The following is a 17,078-nucleotide window of genomic DNA, read 5'->3' on the forward strand; positions in this document are numbered from 1 at the left end:
CCCGGGTCAATGGGGGTCGTGGCTCCGACTATGGCAGACGAGGGTCTCTGATCCAAAAGTCCCTATCCGGGCATAAGGGTGCAATCAGGGGCATCTCAAAAGTGAATCCTTGGTGAGCTGGGACACCTGCCTGGTAAACGCTGGTTAAGTTCTGGCTGTGACAGGTGTTCCGTAAGGGGCGGCGAGATGACCTCCCGCCCTCGCGGCCCCGACCCGCGGGGTTCCGGCGCGGGCAATGGACGGCTTTTGACCGCTTTACGCATTAAATGGTCGCGTGATCGAGACCGACCGCCGCAGAGCCCTGCGCACGGGCGCCGGACTGGCCGTCGCGGGCGCGCTCACCGCGGGCTGCTCCGCCCTCGGATCCGCCCCCGCCACGCACCGGGCCACCCCCGCGAGCCCCACCCGCACCCCCGCGAGCCGCGCCCCTGCCGCGAAAGCACCCCGCCCCGCGCCCGCGCCCCGCCGCTTCCCCGGCCTCCCCGAACAGATCGCGCACGGCCCCCGGGAGCGCCCCCAGGTCGCCCTCACCTTCCACGGCCAGGGCGACCCGGCCACCGCGCGGTCCCTGCTCTCCATCGCCGAGAACGCGCACGCCCACATCACCGTCCTCGCCGTCGGCAGCTGGCTCGACGCACACCCCGGCCTCGCCCGCCGCATCCTCGACGGCGGCCACGACCTCGGCAACCACACCCTCCACCACCGCACCGTCAACGCGATGCCCGAGGCCGACGCCTACGCCGAGATCACCGGCTGCGCCGACCGACTGCGCCGCCTCACCGGCTCCATCGGCACCTGGTTCCGCCCCTCGCGCGCCGAGCGGGCGACCCCCCTCGTCGCCCGACTCGCCCACCGCGCCGGCTACCCGCACGTCCTCTCGTACGACGTCGACTCCCTCGACTTCACCTCACCCGGCGCACCGGCCGTCGTCCGCAAGGTCGCGTCGGAGGTGCGCCCGGGCTCCGTCGTGAGCCTGCACTTCGGGTACGCGGACACGGTCGCCGCGCTGCCCGCCGTCCTGGAAGAACTGGACCGCCGCGGCCTGCGCGCGGTGACGACCACGGAGCTGCTGACCTGATGACCCCGAACCTGAACCTCACCCGGCGCACCGGAGCCGTCCTCGTCGCCGGAGCCGTCGTGGCCGCGGCGCTCGCCGGCTGCGGGAGCGGTGACCGCGCGGACGAAGCCCTCGGCACCAAAGGCGTCCGGAAGACCGCCGGGCCCAAGGCGGCACCTGGCCTGCCGGGCATGCCGCCCGTCCTCGACCCGAAGGACGTCTACGCGGCCGACCGCCCGAACAAGCTCTCCCCGGTGGTCAAGGACTTCCCCTCCCGGATCTACGTCCCCAACACCGGCTCCAACACCGTCTCGGTCATCGACCCGAAGACGTACGAAGTCGTCGACACGATCGACGTGGGGATCCAGCCCCAGCACGTCGTGCCCTCCTGGGACATGAAGACGCTCTGGGTCAACAACAACCGCGGTCACACGCTCACGCCCATCGACCCCAAGACCGGCAAGGCGGGAAAGCCGGTCGACGTGCACGACCCGTACAACCTCTACTTCACGCCCAACGGCAAGTACGCGATCGTGATGGCCTCGATGGACCGGGAACTGGTCTTCCGCGACCCGCACACCATGAAGAAGGTCAAGACCGAACCGGTGAGCTGCTACGGCGTCAATCACGCCGACTTCTCCGCCGACGGGCGCTATTTCATCGTCTCCTGCGAGTTCTCGGGTGAACTCCTCAAGGTGGACACCGAGAAGATGAAGGTCATCGGGCAGCAGAAGCTGCCCTTCGAGGGCGCGATGCCGCAGGACGTGAAGATCTCGCCCGACGGCAAGACGTTCTATGTCGCCGACATGATGGCCGACGGCATGTGGGTCCTGAGCGGCGACAAGTTCGACAAGCCGAAACTCCTGCCGACCGGCAAGGGCACCCACGGCCTGTACGTCAGCAGGGATTCGCGCGAGATGTACGTGTCCAATCGCGGCGAGGGCACGATCTCCGTCTTCGACTTCCCCAAGAACAAGCTCACCAAGAAATGGAAACTCCCCCAGGGCGGCAGCCCCGACATGGGGGGAGTGTCGGCGGACGGCAACACCCTGTGGCTGTCCGGCCGTTACGACTCCGAGGTGTACGCCATCGACACCCGCACCGGAGTCCAGACGGCCCGCATCAAGGTGGGCGGCGGCCCGCACGGCCTCGCGGTCTATCCGCAGCCCGGCCGCTACTCACTGGGGCACACCGGGATCTTCCGCTAAGTCATACAACGGTTGACCATCCTGGCCAGCGGGCACCAAAGGGGTAGTTCCCCCCACCACTCCCCCCTCGGCCGCTCAGGAGGCTGCCCGTGCTCAAAGGCATCGACGTCAGCTCGTACCAGTCCACGTTCGACACGGACGGCATATCCTTCGTCATCATCAAATCAACTGAGGGCCGTTCGTACGTCAATCCACGACTGACCGCACAGGTGAAGCGGGCACGGGACGGCGGATGCGTGGTGGGTTTCTACCACTTCCTGTGGCCGGGGAGCATCAAGGCCCAGGCGGAGTATTTCGTCAGCAAGTCCCCGGAAAAGGCGGGCGACTTGCTGGCGGTGGACTGGGAGTGGACGGGCGAACACACCCGGGCGAGCAACGCGGAAAAAGACCGCTTCATCAAAGAGGTAAAACGCCTCCGCCCGAACCACCGGACCATCCTGTACACGAACCGGGATTTCTGGCTGAACCACGACACCACGTCGTACGCGGGCGACGGCCTCTGGATAGCCGACTACGTAACGGCGGGCAAGCCCCGAATCCAGGCGAAGTGGCGCATCCACCAGTACACGTCGACACCCCTGGACAAAAACGTGGCGAATTTCGCGAGCAAGGCCGCCATGCGCGAATGGGCCACGATCGCCTGACCCACTCACCCACCCGCGGACGGCTCCTCCCGGAGCCGCTTCGCGGGGGGACGGGCGATGTAGTCGTTCAGCAGGCCGAAGGTCCGCAGGTGAGCGGGGAGAGCCTCGTACCAGGCGAGACCGTAGGCGTTGCAGTTCGAGCAGATGAGGCCGCGGACGCAGTCGCCGCAGCACCTGCGGCCTTTGCAGCACGTGTGGTCGTGATCGATGTCGGGAGCGCGCGTCCCCGCCCCGGCGGACCCGCATATCGCGCAGCGCTCTCCCTGGAAGCGCCAGAGTCGGTCGACGAAGTCCTTGGTCACCTTGTAGTGGCTCAGCCTGACGCGCTCGGAGTTGCACGGCTTGCAGTAGGGCCGCAGGGCCCCCGACTTGTTGAGAGCCGAGTACTCGGAGGTCGGCTTGCTCTCGCCGCACCCGAGGCACTCGACGGCGCCGCTCGCGAGCATCGCCCGGTAGGTCGCGCTGTCGCGCTTTCTCCGCAGCGGAGCCAGCGGCCGGCCGGACGCCTGCTGTTGATAGTGGCCGGTGCACAGGCCCTTCGCCGACACGGCCCGCCGGCAGCGGTCGAACGCGCAGCTGAGCCGACCCGCGTCAGTCGTGGGAGCGCAGCGGACGGGAGTCAGTGCCCCGCCCCGATGGACCTGCGCGTAGTGGGTCCGGCACATCCCCTTCGTGAAGGGATGCCTGTCGGAGGTGCGCTCGCACGTCCATCCGTCGCCTTGAGCCGAACAGATACGCATGGATCGATCAACGAGCCGAATGAGCGCGGGTCACCTCCGTGCCCTTGGGGGACGCGGAGGTGACACGGGAGTTCGATCAGGCGCCGACCTCAGGCGCGCCAGTCCGGGGTGCGGGTCGGGGTGGCTTCGGCCAGGGCCTTTGTCACTGCTTCTGTGTCCTTGGCCAGGCCGTAGACCGGGGTGCCGGGCTGTTGGCGCCAGGAGTCGTCCTGGCCGCCGTTGTCGACGGTGTCGAAGCCGATCTCGTCGAGCAGGTCGCGGACGACCTTCTTGGCGGCCTCGTCGTCGCCGGAAACCGGGAGGGCGACGCGGCCGGGGGTGCCCTTGGGCTGGGGCTTGTCCAGGATGTCCTGGGCGTACGTGCCGTTGAAGGCCTTGATCACCGGGTGGCCGATCTGGCGCTCGGTCCAGCGGCTCTCGGTCAGGCCCTCCTCGATCTCGGCGATCTTCCCGTCGCGCTGCTGCGGGTAGTAGTTGCCGGTGTCGATGACGGCGACGTTCTCGGCCGCTCCGTCGAGGAAGCCGGAGGGCAGGTCCGGCACGGCCTTCAGGGGGATCGTCACGACGACGACCTCGGCGCCGCGCGCCGCCTCCTCGACCGTCACGGCCGTCGCGCCGGTCTCCTCGGCGAGAGCGGTGAGGGTGTGCGGGCCACGGGAGTTCGCGACGGACACGTCGTGCCCGACGGCCGTGAAGCGACGGGTGAGGTTGCCGCCGATGTTGCCCGCGCCAATGATGCCGATCTTCATGACTGACCCTTCCGGGGTTGATTCGCCGGTGTCGTAGCGGAGGTAACCTCCGGAAGAGGCGAAGTATTCCGGGGGAACGGGCGCAGATGTGATCAGGGGCACAGGAACTCTCCGGAGGCCGCGGAGAGGTACGTGGTGTGAGGCGTACTGAACTGGGAGATCTGGGGGACGGCATCCATGCGCGTATCCGGGCGGGGGAGCGGGAGGCGTTCGGTGAGCTGTACGAGGCGTATGCGCGGACGGTCTACAGCCATGCCCTCCGGCTGACGGGCGACTGGTCGGCCGCCGAGGAGGTCATGTCCGAGACCTTCCTCGCGGCCTGGCGTACCCGCGAGCGTCTCGAACCGGGCGACGGTTCGCTCAAACCGTGGCTGCTCGGCATCGCGACGCACAAAGCGCAGAACGCCAACCGGGGCCTGCGCAGACGGCTCGCGTTTCTGTCCCGCCAGCCGGCGCCGCCCCATGTGGCGGACTTCGCCGAGGAGTCGGCGGGGCGTATGGACGACGCGCGCAGACTCGCGGCGGTACATGGCGCGCTGCGGCGGCTGCGGCGCACGGAGCGTGAGGTGCTCGTGCTGTGCGTGTGGTCCGGGCTCGACTACGCGCAGGCCGCCGAGGCGCTCGGCGTTCCCGTCGGCACGGTCCGTTCGCGGCTCTCTCGCGCCCGCGCGCGGCTGCGGCGGCTCAGTGAGGACGGGGTGGATGTGACGGGTGTCGCGCGGGTCAAGAACGTGACGGAACCTCTTCGGGGTCGCGGAGAGGTAGAGAGTGAGGCCGCCTTCGCGGCCCTGCCCCTGCGGGAGGAATTCCGATGAGCGCCGCCACGCCGTCCCGGCGAGAGGCCGAGGCCGCCGAGGTCCGGGAACTGGCCCGTCTGCTGCCCGATTCGGGCGAGGACGAGTGGGAGCTTCCCCGGGGGCGTCACCTTCACCACAAGGACGTCCTGATGCAGCAGATCGACCGTGACACCCGCCCCGAGGTCCACCCTGAGACCCTCGAGACCCCTGAGACCTCTGCGGACCACCCCGATGCCTCTGCGGTCCACCCTGGCACCCGTCCCGGCAGCCACACTGCCAAGGACAACCGCGGCCCACGCCAGCCCGCCCCCACCTCCCCCCGCCGCCGACTCCTGCGCCCCGCGGTGCTGATGCCCGCCGCAGGCGCACTCGCCGTCGCCGGAATCCTGACCGCCACGCTGTCACTGCCCCCCGGGGCCACCGACGGTGGCCCTGACGGCGTACGCGACACGGGTGCCGGACGGGGCGCCGCCACCGGCGCGACGGTCACCCTCGACCGGATCGCCACCGCCTCCCTGAAGTCGGGCGTGACGCCGGTGAAGGACAGCCAGTTCGTCTACACGCGCAGTGTCGTCCGCTCCAACGAGAGCGAGTTCGACGGCCCGGTGAAGCTCGGCGCCCCGTACAGGGAGGAGGTCTGGCTGAATCAGGACCCCGCCCCCGTCACGGACATCGGCATGATCCGCGCCACCGGGAAGGCGGCGCCGATGGCCGGGCAGGACGTGCCCATCGAGGCGTCCGCCGTGGACGGTTCCGAGGAGAGCGGCGCCGTCCCGGAGGGGCCCGACCGCCCGACGTACGACTGGCTCGCCTCGCTGCCCACCGACCCCGACGCCCTCCTGGAGAAGCTGTACGCGCAGACGGAGGTGACCGGTGAGCGGGAGACGAAGGCGCAGGCCGTCTTCGACCGGATCGGCGACCTGGTCGGCGGCTCGGTCATGCCGCCCGAGAATGCCGCCGCCTTCTACCAGGCGGCCGCCAAGCTCCCCGGCATCGTGCAGGTGCCCGACGCGGTGGACGCGGCGGGCCGCCACGGGATCGGCATCACCGTCAAGGAGTCCGCGTTCGCCACGCGCGGCGAGTGGATCTTCGACAAGAAGACCTTCGCCTACCTCGGTTCGCGCAACTACATGACCAAGGACCACAAGCCGGGAGGAAAGCCCGGCAAGGCGGGCAACCCCGAGGTCCTCGCCGGCAGCAGCGCGATCCTGGAGCGCGGCGTCGTCGACCAGCGCGGCATGAAGCCCACCGGACCGCCTGCCTCCGACCGGGGCTGACCGCTTAGGCCTCGTCGCTGCCGCAGCAGGAGGAACAGGAGCAGTCCGATCAGCAGGTCCCGGCCGGTGACCTGGGCCCAGATCGCGCCCGCCCCGTCGGCGGCGTAGGGAGCCGCCCGACCGCCCGGAAGGGCGGCCTATGGTCGCCCCCCGCCTAGCTCCGAGACAGCAACCGGCCCAACGTGTCCTGGAGTTCCGCCTGGGCCAATCGGGCAGCTTCCTCCGCGTCGCGTGCCTCGACGGCTCGTACCAGCGCGGCGTGGGCCGCGTCGCCGTGGTTCGCTTCCTCCGTGCGCAGATCGACCAGGTCGAGCAGGTTGATCAGGCCCTCCCGCAGTACGGGGGAGAACTCCGCGAAGAGGTCCGTCAGGACCGGGTTGCCGGCCGCTGCCACGACCGCCGCGTGCAGGGCGATGTCGGCGTCCACGAACGCGGCGTCGCTCGCCGAAGCGGCGGCCCTGCGGCCTTCGAGTGCCTCGCGCATCGCCGTGATGTCCTCGTCGGTGCGGCGCAGTGCGGCGAGGCGCGCCGCCTGCACTTCCACCAGCATCCGCACCTCGTACACGTCCGATACCGCCGCGCGCCGCAGCCGCGCGGGCCAGTCGGCCACCGGTTCCGTCGCGACGACGAAGACGCCGGCGCCCTGCCGGGCCTTGACGAGGCCGGCCCCTGCGAGGGAGCGCAGGGCTTCGCGGACGGTGGAGCGGCCGATGCCGAGTTCCTTGGCCAGGGTGGTCTCGCCGGGGAGCTTGCTGCCGATGGGCCACTGGCCGCCGGTGATCTGTTCGCGCAGGCGCTGGGTGGCCTGTTCGACCAGGGGGCTGGGACGCAGGGAGCCGAGTGGCATCCGGGGACCTTTCGCGGCAGAGGGGGAATGGAGAGTGGGAGGAAGTGGGGGAGAGCGGAAGCGAAGCCAGATGCGGATGACTGCTTGTCTGAGGAGTACTTGTCTGAGGACCGGACGTGTGGCTAGTGTAGCGCCATGATCTTCTGCGGTCTCCTTCTCGGCTGCCGCGGCGGGGCCTGAAGCGACCGGCACCCCGCCGCGGGGTGCCGTGCCGCCGGTCGGCCACCGACCGTGAGCAGAAGGAAGCGCTCCCGTGACAGAAGATCCCGTCGTCACCACGTACGCCTGGAATTCCCAGCGCCCCAGCCCCATGCCCCACCACCGCTATCGCCCACACCAGGACCGCGTCGACGTCCCGTCCCTGGACCGCAGGTGGCCCGGCGCCCGCATCGAGCGCGCCCCCCTCTGGGTCCCCGTCGACCTGCGTGACGGCAATCAGGCGCTCGCCGAGCCGATGGACCCCACCCGCAAGCGACGCTTCTTCGACCTGCTCGTGTCGACGGGGTTCAAGGAGGTCGAGGTCGGCTACCCCTCGGCCAGCCGCGCGGACTTCGACTTCGTGCGCGACCTCGCCGCGCTCGGCGCGAGCGGCGGCATCCCCGACGACGTCGGCATCGTCGTCTTCACCCCCGCCAAGCCCGAACTCATCGACCGCACTTTCGAATCGATCGAGGGGCTGCCCCGCGCGATCGTGCACCTGTACATCCCCACCTCGCCGGTCTGGCGGGACGTAGTCCTCCGCCGGTCGCGCGCGCAGGTCCAGGACGTCGTCACGAAGGCCGCCACGCACATGGCCCGGCTGGCCGAGGCGCGGCACGGCGCGGACATCCGGTTCCAGTTCTCGCCGGAGACCTTCAACCTGACCGAGCCCGACTACGTACTGGAACTCTGCGACGCGCTGACGGAGCTGTGGGACGCGAGCCCGGACCGGCCCGTCACCCACAACCTGCCGGCGACCGTCGAGATCGCGACCCCCAACGTGTACGCCGACCAGATCGAGTACCTGCACCGGCACCTCGCCCGCCGGGAGTCCGTCGTCCTCTCCGTCCACCCGCACAACGACCGCGGCACCGGAGTCGCCTGCGCGGAGCTCGCCGTGCTGGCCGGGGCCCAGCGCGTCGAGGGCTGCCTCTTCGGCAACGGCGAGCGCACCGGCAACGTCGACCTGGTGACCCTGGCCCTGAACCTGTACGTGCAGGGCGTCGACCCCATGGTCGACTTCTCGGACATCGACGGCGTGCGCGAGGTCGTCGAGTACTGCAACCGCCTGCCCGTGCACCCCCGCCACCCGTACGCGGGAGACCTCGTCCACACCGCGTTCTCCGGCACCCACCAGGACGCCATCAGCAAGGGCTTGACCCGGCACGCACGCCGCGCGGCTGGGGGTCCCGGAGAGCGAGGCGCCCTGGGACGTGCCGTATCTGCCGATCGACCCGGCGGACATCGGCCGCAGCTACGAGGCCGTCATCCGCGTCAACTCGCAGTCCGGCAAGGGCGGCATGGCGTATCTGCTGCAGACTGGGCACGACCTGGACCTGCCGCCGCGCATGCGGCCCGACTTCTCGCGGGTCGTGCAGGAGATCACCGACGACAGCGGCCGGGAAGCGAGCGCCAAGGAGTTGTACGAGCTGTTCAAGGCGACGTACGTGGCGCCGGGGGATGGCGGGGGCGAGGTGGAGCTGCGTTCCTGGACCACCGACCTGGCCCCGGACGGCGCCCACCGGTTCCTCTGCACCCTCCGGGGCGGCGGCCGCATCGCTGACTTCGAGGGCGCCGGCGACGGTACGCTGTCCGCCTTCGTGGAGGCGCTCGCCGCCGCGGGAATCGCCGTCGACATCCTCGACCACTCCGCACACACCATTGGAGCCGGCGAGGCGGTCGCTTACGCCGAGTGCCGGGTGGGGGAGACCGTCCGCTGGGGCGCGGGCCTGGACACCTCGACCCTCGCCGCGTCCGTGCGGGCCGTGCTCGCGGCCGTGAACCGGGCAAACCGGGCGGGGACCGCCCGATGACCCCGACGCCTCCGACGACCACGCCCCCAGACCACCCGACGGCCACGCCCACCGGCCACCCCGCTCTGCCGACCTCCCCCGTCCTGCACACCGCGGACGTCACCGTCGTACGCGACGGGCGTCCCATCCTCGAAGAGGTCACCCTCACCGTCCGCCCCGGCGAGCACTGGGCGCTGCTCGGCGCGAACGGCGCTGGAAAGTCGACCCTGCTCAGCCTCTGCGGAGCCCTCACCCACCCCACGCATGGCACGGTCGAGGTGCTCGGCCGCCGCCTCGGCACCGTCGATCTGCGCGATCTGCGCGCGTACGTCGGTCATGTGAACCCGCGCCATCCGCTCCGCTCGCCCCTGCGGGTCCGCGAAGTGGTCCTCACCGGGCTCACCAACAGCCTGGAGCCGCTGCCCCGCTGGAGTTCCACGATCGAGCAGCAGGAGCAGGCCGACCGCCTGATCGCCCTGCTCGGCCTCGCCCACCGGGCGGACGCGCGCTGGCCCACGCTCTCGCAGGGCGAGCGTGGGCGGACCCTGATCGCGCGCTCGCTGATGCCGCGACCGCGGCTCGTGCTGCTCGACGAGCCGGCCACCGGTCTCGACCTCGCGGGCCGCGAGCGTCTCCTCGACAGCCTGGACACCCTGCGCGCGGCGCATCCCGCGCTCGCCACGGTCCTGGTCACGCACCACCTGGAGGAGCTCCCCGCCGGTACGACGCACGCGTTGCTGCTGCGTGACGGGCGCGTGCTCGCCTCGGGCGCCGTGGGCGACGTCCTGACGAGCGACCGGATCAGCAAGTGCTTCGACCATCCGATACGGCTGGAGCGTACGGAGGGCCGCTGGAGCGTCCGGGCGGCGCGGCGCTCCCGCTGAACACACGGAAGGGGCCCGGCACACGCGTGTGCCGGGCCCCTTCCGCGTGCTGCCGCTACTTGTTCAGGCTCGCCCAGAACTCGTCGAAGGAGAGGCGCTTGTCCTTGTCGGTGTCCTTCGTGCCGATCACGGCCTCGGCCACCGTCTCGGTGACATAGAAGTCCCCCATCTTCGCCATGGCCGACTTCCACTCCGCCGCCGTGATGAAGCCGTCGCCGTCCGCGTCGAACTGGTCGAACGTCCTGCGCGCTTCCTCGATGTCCGCCACCGGATCCACCCCTTCTTCGTGCACTACTGACGGGGATCAGGGTATCCGCCGTACGGGTGGCGCCCGGGACGTGGGCTCAGCACTCGATGATGTTCACCGCGAGGCCGCCGCGCGCCGTCTCCTTGTACTTCACGCTCATGTCGGCGCCGGTCTCCTTCATGGTCTTGATGACCTTGTCGAGGGAGACCTTGTGGCTGCCGTCGCCGCGCATCGCCATCTTCGCGGCGGTCACGGCCTTCACGGCCGCCATGCCGTTGCGCTCGATGCAGGGGATCTGGACAAGGCCGCCGACCGGGTCGCAGGTCAGGCCGAGGTTGTGCTCCATGCCGATCTCGGCGGCGTTCTCGACCTGCTCGGGGCTGCCGCCGAGGACCTCGGCGAGGGCGCCGGCCGCCATCGAGCAGGCGGAGCCGACCTCGCCCTGGCAGCCGACCTCGGCGCCGGAGATCGAGGCGTTCTCCTTGAAGAGCATGCCGATCGCGCCGGCCGCCAGCAGGAAGCGGACCACGCCCTCCTCGTCGGCCCCGGGCACGAAGTTCATGTAGTAGTGCAGGACCGCCGGGATGATGCCGGCCGCGCCGTTCGTCGGGGCGGTGACCACGCGGCCGCCCGCCGCGTTCTCCTCGTTCACCGCCATCGCGTACAGAGTGATCCACTCCATCGCGCGGGCCTGCGGGTCGCCCTCGGCGCGCAGCTGGCGGGCCGAGTTCGCCGCGCGGCGGCGGACCTTCAGGCCGCCCGGCAGGATGCCCTCGCGGGACATGCCGCGCGAGACGCAGGACTGCATGACGCCCCAGATGTCCAGCAGGCCCGAGCGGATCTCCGCCTCGGTGCGCCACGCCTTCTCGTTCTCCAGCATCAGCGCGGAGATGGAGAGGCCGGTCTCCTCGGCCAGGCGCAGCAGCTCGTCGCCGGTGCGGAAGGGGTGCTTGAGGACGGTGTCGTCCGGCACGATCGGGTTCTCGCCGGCCACCGCGTCGTCGTCGACCACGAAGCCGCCGCCCACGGAGTAGTACGTCTTCTCCAGGACGAGGCCGCCCTCGTGGTCGTACGCGAAGATCGTCATGCCGTTGGCGTGGTACGGCAGGGCCTTGCGGCGGTGCAGGACGAGGTCCTCGTCGAAGTCGAAGTCGATCTCGTGCATGCCGAGGACGTTGAGGCGGCCGGTGTTCTTGATCTGCTCGACGCGCTCGTCGGCGAACTCGACGTCGACCGAGCGCGGGGACTCGCCCTCCAGGCCGAGCAGGACCGCCTTGGGGGTGCCGTGGCCGTGCCCCGTCGCGCCGAGCGAGCCGTACAGCTCGGCCCGTATGGCGGTGGTGTGGGCCATCAGGCCCTCGTTCTTGAGGCGGCTCGCGAAGATGCGGGCGGCGCGCATGGGACCGACCGTGTGGGAGCTGGACGGGCCGATGCCGATCGAGAACAGGTCGAAGACCGAGAGGGCCACGAGAAACTCCAATGGTGGTTGGTAGACGCCGTTGTCTGCCGGGGTGGTGCAGAGAACTACGGAGTACGACGAGCGACTGCGGAAGCGGGGCATGAGCCGGGGCACCGCACTCACTGTCGTCACTGTCCAGTGTGCGCGGTGCCCCGAAGATTCGTACGAAGTAAAGCGTACGAAACTGCTACAGGTTGGGGTACAGCGGGTGCTTGGCTGCCAAGGCCGAGACCCGGGCCTTGAGCGACTCGGCGTCGAAGTCCGGCTTCAGGGCCTCGGCGATGACGTCGGCGACCTCGCGGAAGTCGTCCTCCTGGAAGCCGCGGGTCGCGAGCGCGGGCGTACCGATCCGCAGGCCCGAGGTGACCATCGGGGGGCGCGGGTCGTTCGGGACGGCGTTGCGGTTGACCGTGATGCCGACCTCGTGGAGGCGGTCCTCGGCCTGCTGGCCGTCGAGCTCGGAGTTGCGCAGGTCCACCAGGACCAGGTGCACGTCCGTGCCGCCGGACAGGACGTCGACGCCGACGGCCTTCGCGTCGTCCTGCACCAGGCGCTCGGCCAGGATGCGGGCGCCGTCCAGGGTGCGCTGCTGGCGCTCCTTGAACTCCTCGGAGGCCGCGACCTTGAAGGAGACGGCCTTGGCCGCGATGACGTGCTCCAGCGGGCCGCCCTGGAAGCCGGGGAAGACCGCGGAGTTCAGCTTCTTCGCGATGTCCTTGTTGCGGGCCAGGATGACGCCGCCGCGCGGGCCGCCGAGCGTCTTGTGCGTGGTGGAGGTGACCACGTCCGCGTACGGCACCGGGTTGGGGTGCAGGCCCGCGGCGACGAGACCGGCGAAGTGCGCCATGTCGACCCACAGCTTCGCGCCGACCTCGTCGGCGATGCGGCGGAACTCGGCGAAGTCCAGCTGGCGCGGGTAGGCGGACCAGCCCGCGATGATCACCTTGGGGCTGTTCTCCTTGGCCAGGCGCTCGACCTCGGCCATGTCGACCAGGCCGGCCTCGTCCACGTGGTAGGCGACCACGTTGAACTGCTTGCCGGAGAAGTTCAGGCGCATGCCGTGGGTGAGGTGGCCGCCGTGCGCCAGGTCCAGGCCGAGGATCGTGTCGCCGGGCTGGGCGATCGCGAAGAGGGCGGCCTGGTTGGCGGAGGCGCCCGAGTGCGGCTGGACGTTGGCGTACTCGGCGCCGAACAGGTCCTTGATCCGGTCGATCGCGATCTGCTCGGTCACGTCGACGTGCTCGCAGCCGCCGTAGTAACGGCGGCCGGGGTAGCCCTCGGCGTACTTGTTGGTGAGGACCGTGCCCTGGGCCTCCATGACGGCGACCGGAGCGAAGTTCTCCGAGGCGATCATTTCCAGGGTGGACTGCTGGCGGTGGAGCTCGGCGTCGACGGCGGCGGCGACGTCCGGGTCCAGCTCGTGGAGAGGGGTGTTGAGAAGCGACATCAGGTGGTCCCCAAGGGTCTTTAGTTGCCTGCGAGCTCGGTGTACTGGGCCGCGGAGAGCAGATCGTCCGGCTCGTCCGTGATCCGTACCTTGAACAGCCAACCGCCCTCGAAGGGGGCGGAATTCACCAGCGACGGGTCGTCCACGACGTCCTGATTGGTCTCGGTGATCTCGCCGGTCACCGGGGAGTACAGGTCGCTGACGGACTTCGTCGACTCGAGCTCGCCGCAGGTCTCGCCCGCGGTCACGGTCTCGCCGACCTCGGGGAGCTGGGCGTAGACGACGTCACCGAGCGCGTTGGCCGCGAATTCGGTGATGCCGACGGTGGCCACACCGTCCTCGGTGGCCGAAAGCCACTCGTGCTCCTTGCTGTAACGCAGCTGCTGGGGGTTGCTCATGACCTGAATTCTCCTGTACGCGGGTGGGTGCTGCGGAACGGGAAAGATGTGCGTGGGGTCACTTCCGGGTTACCACAGGGGCGGAAGTGTCACTACAGAAGCGGAAGTGTTACTTCTGACGCTTGTAGAACGGCAGTGCCACGACCTCGTACGGCTCGTGCGTGCCGCGGATGTCCACGCCGACGCCCTCGGTGCCGGGGGCCGCGTGCGCCGCGTCGACGTACGCGATGGCGATCGGCTTGCCCAGCGTGGGGGAGGGGGCACCGGAGGTGACCTCGCCGATGACCTTGCCGTCGGCGACCACGGGGAAGCCCGCGCGCGGGACGCGGCGGCCCTCGGCGATCAGGCCGACCAGCTTGCGCGGGGGAGCGGCCTCGGCCCGCTCGGCGGCCGCGGCGAGGGCCGCGCGCCCCACGAAGGTGTCGGCCTGCGAGGTCTTCTCGAACTTGACGACCCGGCCCAGACCCGCGTCGAAGGGCGTCAGCTCCGCGGTCAGCTCGTGCCCGTACAGCGGCATGCCCGCCTCCAGGCGCAGCGTGTCGCGGCAGGAGAGCCCGGCGGGCACCAGGCCGACGGGCTCGCCCGCCTCCATCAGCGCGCCCCACAGCTTCTCCGCGTCACCGGGGGCGACGAAGAGCTCGAAACCGTCCTCGCCGGTGTAGCCCGTGCGGGCGATGAGCGCGGGCACGTCCGCGACCGTGCCGGGCAGACCCGCGTAGTACTTCAGGCCGTCCAGGTCCGCGTCCGTGAGCGACTTCAGGATGCCGGGGGACTCGGGGCCCTGGACGGCGAGCAGCGCGTACGCGTCGCGGTCGTCGCGGACCTCGGCGTCGAAGCCCTCGGCGCGGGCGGTCAGCGCGTCGAGCACGACCTGCGCGTTCGAGGCGTTCGCGACGACCAGGTACTCGGGGGCGTCGGGCTCGCCGAGGCGGTAGACGATCAGGTCGTCCAGGATGCCGCCGTCCTCGGCGCAGATCATGGTGTAGCGGGCGCGGCCGACGCCGACCGAGCCGATGTTGCCGACGAGCGCGTGGTTCAGGAGGTCCACGGCCTGCGGTCCGGTGACCGTGATCTCGCCCATGTGGGAGAGGTCGAAGAGACCGGCCTTCGTCCGCACGGCGTTGTGCTCGTCGCGCTCGCTGCCGTAGCGCAGCGGCATGTCCCAGCCGGCGAAGTCGGTCATGGTGGCGCCGAGCGCCCGATGCACGGCATCAAGGGCTGTCAGACGGGGGACGGTGCTCATATGTGGAACTCCCAGGGCATGACGGGCGAGGTCGATCCTCCCCATCTGTCATCGGAACCTGAGAGGTTCACCACGACCCGGCCGTACGTGTCGTACGGGAGGTCGTGACTTGCACCTTGGGTGGAGCCGCGAGAGCGGCCCGCTTTTCAGATGTGCCTCGCCCGCGCGGTACGGGGCCTGAGAGATTCAAGGGAGGGACTTGCTCCTTCGGCGCCCCGGTGCGTCGTCGACGGTCACCGGGAACTCTCCCGCGCGGATTCAAACGGCCTGTATGGAGTTTGCGCGCACATCATTGCACGCGCCTTCGTCACAGGGCAGTGCCAGTCCAGTAATGCTGTTGTGCCGCATTACCTTCTCTTTACACTTGCCGGGGAAGCTGCGGGAAGCAGGTACGTGACCGCTATGGGGAGGCCGATCACGGTGCGCAGGACGAGCGTCTACGCGACCAACACGGGGGTGGCCCTGCCCAAACAGGCCGCCGTCCCCGCCGAAGAGAGCTGCGGCTCCCTGGCCACGGCCGTCGTCCGCGACCTGCGGCAGCGGAGCGGCCACAGTCCGCACCGGCTGACGTTCGGCGAGGGCGACCTGATCGTCGTCTCCGGGCTGCCGGGCAGCGGGAAGTCCACGCTGATGCGCCGGGCCGTCACGGGCCCCCGCATCGACTCGCAGGACACCCGCGACCGATGGGCCCTGCGCATGCCGGACCTGCTGCCGTACGCGGTGTACCGCCCCCTGGTGCGCCTCGCGCACTACGCCGGTCTGCGCAGGGCCCTGCGCACCGGCGAGGGCGTCGTGGTGCACGACTGCGGCACGCAGGCCTGGGTACGGCGCTGGCTGGCCCGCGAGGCCGTGCGGCGCGGCACGACCCTGCACCTGCTGCTGCTCGACGTGGAGCCGGAGACCGCCAGGGAGGGGCAGCTCGCGCGCGGCCGCGGCGTGTCGCGGTACGCCTTCGCGCGCCACCGCAGGACGGTCGGCCGGCTCGTGGGCGCCGCCGAGCGGGGCGACCTGCCGCGCGGCTGCGGCTCGGCCGTACTGCTCGACCGGACGGCGGCGGGGGTGCTGCGGGGGATCGGCTTCGGCGACCGGGGGCCACGTTAGGGTCGTGCGGCAGGCAGAGCGGGACCGAGCAGGGGTTAGAGACGATGGACATTCCGGCGCAGGCGCACGCGCATCCCTACGGAGGATGGCCGGGCAACGAACTCGAAGAGGTGCTCGCGGCCTCCCTGGGCATGCCGGGAGCGCCGCAGGCCTCCGTGGGGGCCCGCATCGTCGAGGTGCTCGGCCGCAGCCACGTCTGGGTCCCGCTGCCGAACGGCGGGGCGCCGGACAGCGGCACCCTGGACCTGCCCACGCTGGAGATCGACGGCCAGGCCTACGTCCCCGTCTTCAGCTCCGAGCAGCAGTTCCGGCACGTCACGGGCGGCCGGATGGGCTGCACCGTGGCACCCGCCGTGGAGTTCGCGCGCGGCCTCCCGCCGCAGCTGGGCATAGCGGTCAATCCGGACGGCACGATCGGGGTCCCGCTGCCGCCGCAGGCCGTCGCGGAGCTCTGCCGCGCCGGGCGCACCCCGCTCGACGGGCCGGCGAGCGGCGGCCGGGTGCGCCTCTTCGAACCGGACTGGCAGCACGACCCGGTGGACTTCCTGTCCGCCGCGGCCCGTGAGTTCGAGGCCACCGGGGTCGTCCTGAGCGCCCGCCGCTGCCTGGCGAGCGTCGAGGGCGACGAGCCCTCGCTGTTCGTCGGCGTCGAACTGGCCTCCTGGGAGGGCAACGCGCGCGAGCTGCCGATGGAGGCCGTGGGCCGGGCCCTCGGCCACGCCCCGGTGCCCTGGCCGGTGAACCTGGTCCTGCTCGACGTGGCCCAGGATCCGGTCGGCGACTGGATGCGCGAGCGGGTCCGGCCGTTCTTCGGCCGGACCCCGGGACACGAGCACGGCCATGTGTAAGGACATGTGCAGGTACGTGTGTGAGGGTGCCGTACGTCAAGTCGGTGTCAGGATCGCCGCTTAAGCTGGTTTCATGGCCCGGGCGGGGCGCGGCCCCGCCGGTCGGCCCGGGTCCCCTGATGGCCCGCGCCGTGTCGGGTC

16 protein-coding genes, 1 pseudogene and 1 riboswitch are annotated in these 17,078 nt (G+C 70.5%); of the genes and pseudogenes, 9 read left to right on the plus strand and 8 right to left on the minus strand.

The window, feature by feature from the left end:
- The first annotated feature begins 274 nt into the window (after positions 1 to 274).
- From QBL25_RS28360 to QBL25_RS28370, 3 genes are all read left to right on the plus strand, one after another.
- On the plus strand, positions 275 to 1,078 hold the full coding sequence (locus QBL25_RS28360; RefSeq protein ID WP_409059793.1) for a polysaccharide deacetylase family protein: 804 nt from the start codon (positions 275 to 277) through the stop codon (positions 1,076 to 1,078).
- The gene (locus tag QBL25_RS28365) at positions 1,078 to 2,265 is read left to right on the plus strand and encodes a YncE family protein (protein ID WP_409059794.1); all 1,188 of its coding nucleotides are present in this window, start codon (positions 1,078 to 1,080) and stop codon (positions 2,263 to 2,265) included. Before QBL25_RS28360 ends, QBL25_RS28365 begins: the two co-directional genes overlap by 1 nt.
- Before the next feature lie 89 nt (positions 2,266 to 2,354).
- Complete coding sequence (locus QBL25_RS28370) at positions 2,355 to 2,909, plus strand: glycoside hydrolase family 25 protein (protein ID WP_409059795.1); 555 nt, start codon at positions 2,355 to 2,357, stop codon at positions 2,907 to 2,909.
- Positions 2,910 to 2,914: 5 nt separating this feature from the next.
- On the opposite strand, the gene QBL25_RS28375 is transcribed toward QBL25_RS28370, so the two are convergent.
- Entirely contained in the window at positions 2,915 to 3,457 is a 543-nt protein-coding gene (locus QBL25_RS28375; RefSeq protein ID WP_409059796.1) for an endonuclease domain-containing protein, read from the minus strand.
- 281 nt (positions 3,458 to 3,738) lie between these two features.
- On the minus strand, positions 3,739 to 4,398 hold the full coding sequence (locus QBL25_RS28380; protein ID WP_409059797.1) for an NADPH-dependent F420 reductase: 660 nt from the start codon (positions 4,396 to 4,398) through the stop codon (positions 3,739 to 3,741).
- A gap of 173 nt (positions 4,399 to 4,571) precedes the next feature.
- Here QBL25_RS28380 and QBL25_RS28385 point away from each other — a divergent pair, with 173 nt between their 5' ends.
- Both QBL25_RS28385 and QBL25_RS28390 read left to right on the plus strand, forming a co-directional pair.
- Complete coding sequence (locus QBL25_RS28385) at positions 4,572 to 5,213, plus strand: RNA polymerase sigma factor (RefSeq protein WP_409062806.1); 642 nt, start codon at positions 4,572 to 4,574, stop codon at positions 5,211 to 5,213.
- The gene (locus QBL25_RS28390; protein ID WP_409059798.1) at positions 5,210 to 6,472 is read left to right on the plus strand and encodes a CU044_5270 family protein; all 1,263 of its coding nucleotides are present in this window, start codon (positions 5,210 to 5,212) and stop codon (positions 6,470 to 6,472) included. Before QBL25_RS28385 ends, QBL25_RS28390 begins: the two co-directional genes overlap by 4 nt.
- A gap of 154 nt (positions 6,473 to 6,626) precedes the next feature.
- On the opposite strand, the gene QBL25_RS28395 is transcribed toward QBL25_RS28390, so the two are convergent.
- A complete protein-coding gene (locus tag QBL25_RS28395) occupies positions 6,627 to 7,319 on the minus strand; it encodes a FadR/GntR family transcriptional regulator (protein ID WP_409059799.1) in 693 nt (230 codons plus the stop codon).
- 310 nt (positions 7,320 to 7,629) lie between these two features.
- Between QBL25_RS28395 and leuA the strand changes: the two are divergent.
- Together leuA and QBL25_RS28405 are read left to right on the plus strand one after the other, a co-directional pair.
- Positions 7,630 to 9,331: pseudogene (leuA, locus tag QBL25_RS28400) on the plus strand (2-isopropylmalate synthase).
- Positions 9,328 to 10,194, plus strand: a complete 867-nt coding sequence (locus QBL25_RS28405) for an ABC transporter ATP-binding protein (RefSeq protein ID WP_409059800.1) — start codon at positions 9,328 to 9,330, stop codon at positions 10,192 to 10,194. The pseudogene leuA and the gene QBL25_RS28405 overlap by 4 nt, the downstream one beginning before the upstream one ends.
- Before the next feature lie 55 nt (positions 10,195 to 10,249).
- On the opposite strand, the gene QBL25_RS28410 is transcribed toward QBL25_RS28405, so the two are convergent.
- The 5 genes from QBL25_RS28410 to gcvT all read right to left on the minus strand — a co-directional run bounded on the left by QBL25_RS28410 (position 10,250) and on the right by gcvT (position 14,988).
- A complete protein-coding gene (locus QBL25_RS28410; protein ID WP_409059801.1) occupies positions 10,250 to 10,462 on the minus strand; it encodes an EF-hand domain-containing protein in 213 nt (70 codons plus the stop codon).
- Between the two features lie 76 nt (positions 10,463 to 10,538).
- On the minus strand, positions 10,539 to 11,909 hold the full coding sequence (locus QBL25_RS28415) for an L-serine ammonia-lyase (RefSeq protein WP_409062807.1): 1,371 nt from the start codon (positions 11,907 to 11,909) through the stop codon (positions 10,539 to 10,541).
- Positions 11,910 to 12,087: 178 nt separating this feature from the next.
- Positions 12,088 to 13,347 (minus strand): serine hydroxymethyltransferase, encoded by a 1,260-nt coding sequence (gene glyA / locus QBL25_RS28420; protein WP_409059802.1) that lies wholly within the window; start codon positions 13,345 to 13,347, stop codon positions 12,088 to 12,090.
- A 20-nt stretch (positions 13,348 to 13,367) separates the two neighbouring features.
- Positions 13,368 to 13,745 (minus strand): glycine cleavage system protein GcvH, encoded by a 378-nt coding sequence (gene gcvH, locus QBL25_RS28425; protein ID WP_409059803.1) that lies wholly within the window; start codon positions 13,743 to 13,745, stop codon positions 13,368 to 13,370.
- Positions 13,746 to 13,854: 109 nt separating this feature from the next.
- Positions 13,855 to 14,988 (minus strand): glycine cleavage system aminomethyltransferase GcvT, encoded by a 1,134-nt coding sequence (gene gcvT / locus QBL25_RS28430; RefSeq protein WP_409059804.1) that lies wholly within the window; start codon positions 14,986 to 14,988, stop codon positions 13,855 to 13,857.
- A 156-nt stretch (positions 14,989 to 15,144) separates the two neighbouring features.
- Positions 15,145 to 15,249: riboswitch (glycine riboswitch) on the minus strand.
- 153 nt (positions 15,250 to 15,402) lie between these two features.
- On the opposite strand from gcvT, the gene QBL25_RS28435 reads away from it, so the two are divergent.
- Positions 15,403 to 16,089 (plus strand): AAA family ATPase, encoded by a 687-nt coding sequence (locus tag QBL25_RS28435; protein WP_409062808.1) that lies wholly within the window; start codon positions 15,403 to 15,405, stop codon positions 16,087 to 16,089.
- A gap of 44 nt (positions 16,090 to 16,133) precedes the next feature.
- The gene (locus QBL25_RS28440; protein WP_409059805.1) at positions 16,134 to 16,937 is read left to right on the plus strand and encodes an enhanced serine sensitivity protein SseB; all 804 of its coding nucleotides are present in this window, start codon (positions 16,134 to 16,136) and stop codon (positions 16,935 to 16,937) included.
- Positions 16,938 to 17,078 lie beyond the last annotated feature (141 nt).

Origin of the sequence: Streptomyces sp. SYP-A7185, assembly GCF_046103685.1 — a bacterium.
In the GTDB taxonomy this organism is placed as follows: domain Bacteria; phylum Actinomycetota; class Actinomycetes; order Streptomycetales; family Streptomycetaceae; genus Streptomyces.

What these genes read in the sequence shown, in the direction of transcription:
- QBL25_RS28365 (WP_409059794.1), top strand. Translation starts at nt 1,078, where the DNA reads ATGACCCCGAACCTGAACCTCACCCGGCGCACCGGAGCCGTCCTCGTC.
- QBL25_RS28380 (WP_409059797.1), bottom strand. Translation starts at nt 4,398, where the DNA reads ATGAAGATCGGCATCATTGGCGCGGGCAACATCGGCGGCAACCTCACC.
- QBL25_RS28390 (WP_409059798.1), top strand. Translation starts at nt 5,210, where the DNA reads ATGAGCGCCGCCACGCCGTCCCGGCGAGAGGCCGAGGCCGCCGAGGTC.
- QBL25_RS28395 (WP_409059799.1), bottom strand. Translation starts at nt 7,319, where the DNA reads ATGCCACTCGGCTCCCTGCGTCCCAGCCCCCTGGTCGAACAGGCCACC.
- QBL25_RS28405 (WP_409059800.1), top strand. Translation starts at nt 9,328, where the DNA reads ATGACCCCGACGCCTCCGACGACCACGCCCCCAGACCACCCGACGGCC.
- glyA (WP_409059802.1), bottom strand. Translation starts at nt 13,347, where the DNA reads ATGTCGCTTCTCAACACCCCTCTCCACGAGCTGGACCCGGACGTCGCC.
- gcvH (WP_409059803.1), bottom strand. Translation starts at nt 13,745, where the DNA reads ATGAGCAACCCCCAGCAGCTGCGTTACAGCAAGGAGCACGAGTGGCTT.
- gcvT (WP_409059804.1), bottom strand. Translation starts at nt 14,988, where the DNA reads ATGAGCACCGTCCCCCGTCTGACAGCCCTTGATGCCGTGCATCGGGCG.
- QBL25_RS28440 (WP_409059805.1), top strand. Translation starts at nt 16,134, where the DNA reads ATGGACATTCCGGCGCAGGCGCACGCGCATCCCTACGGAGGATGGCCG.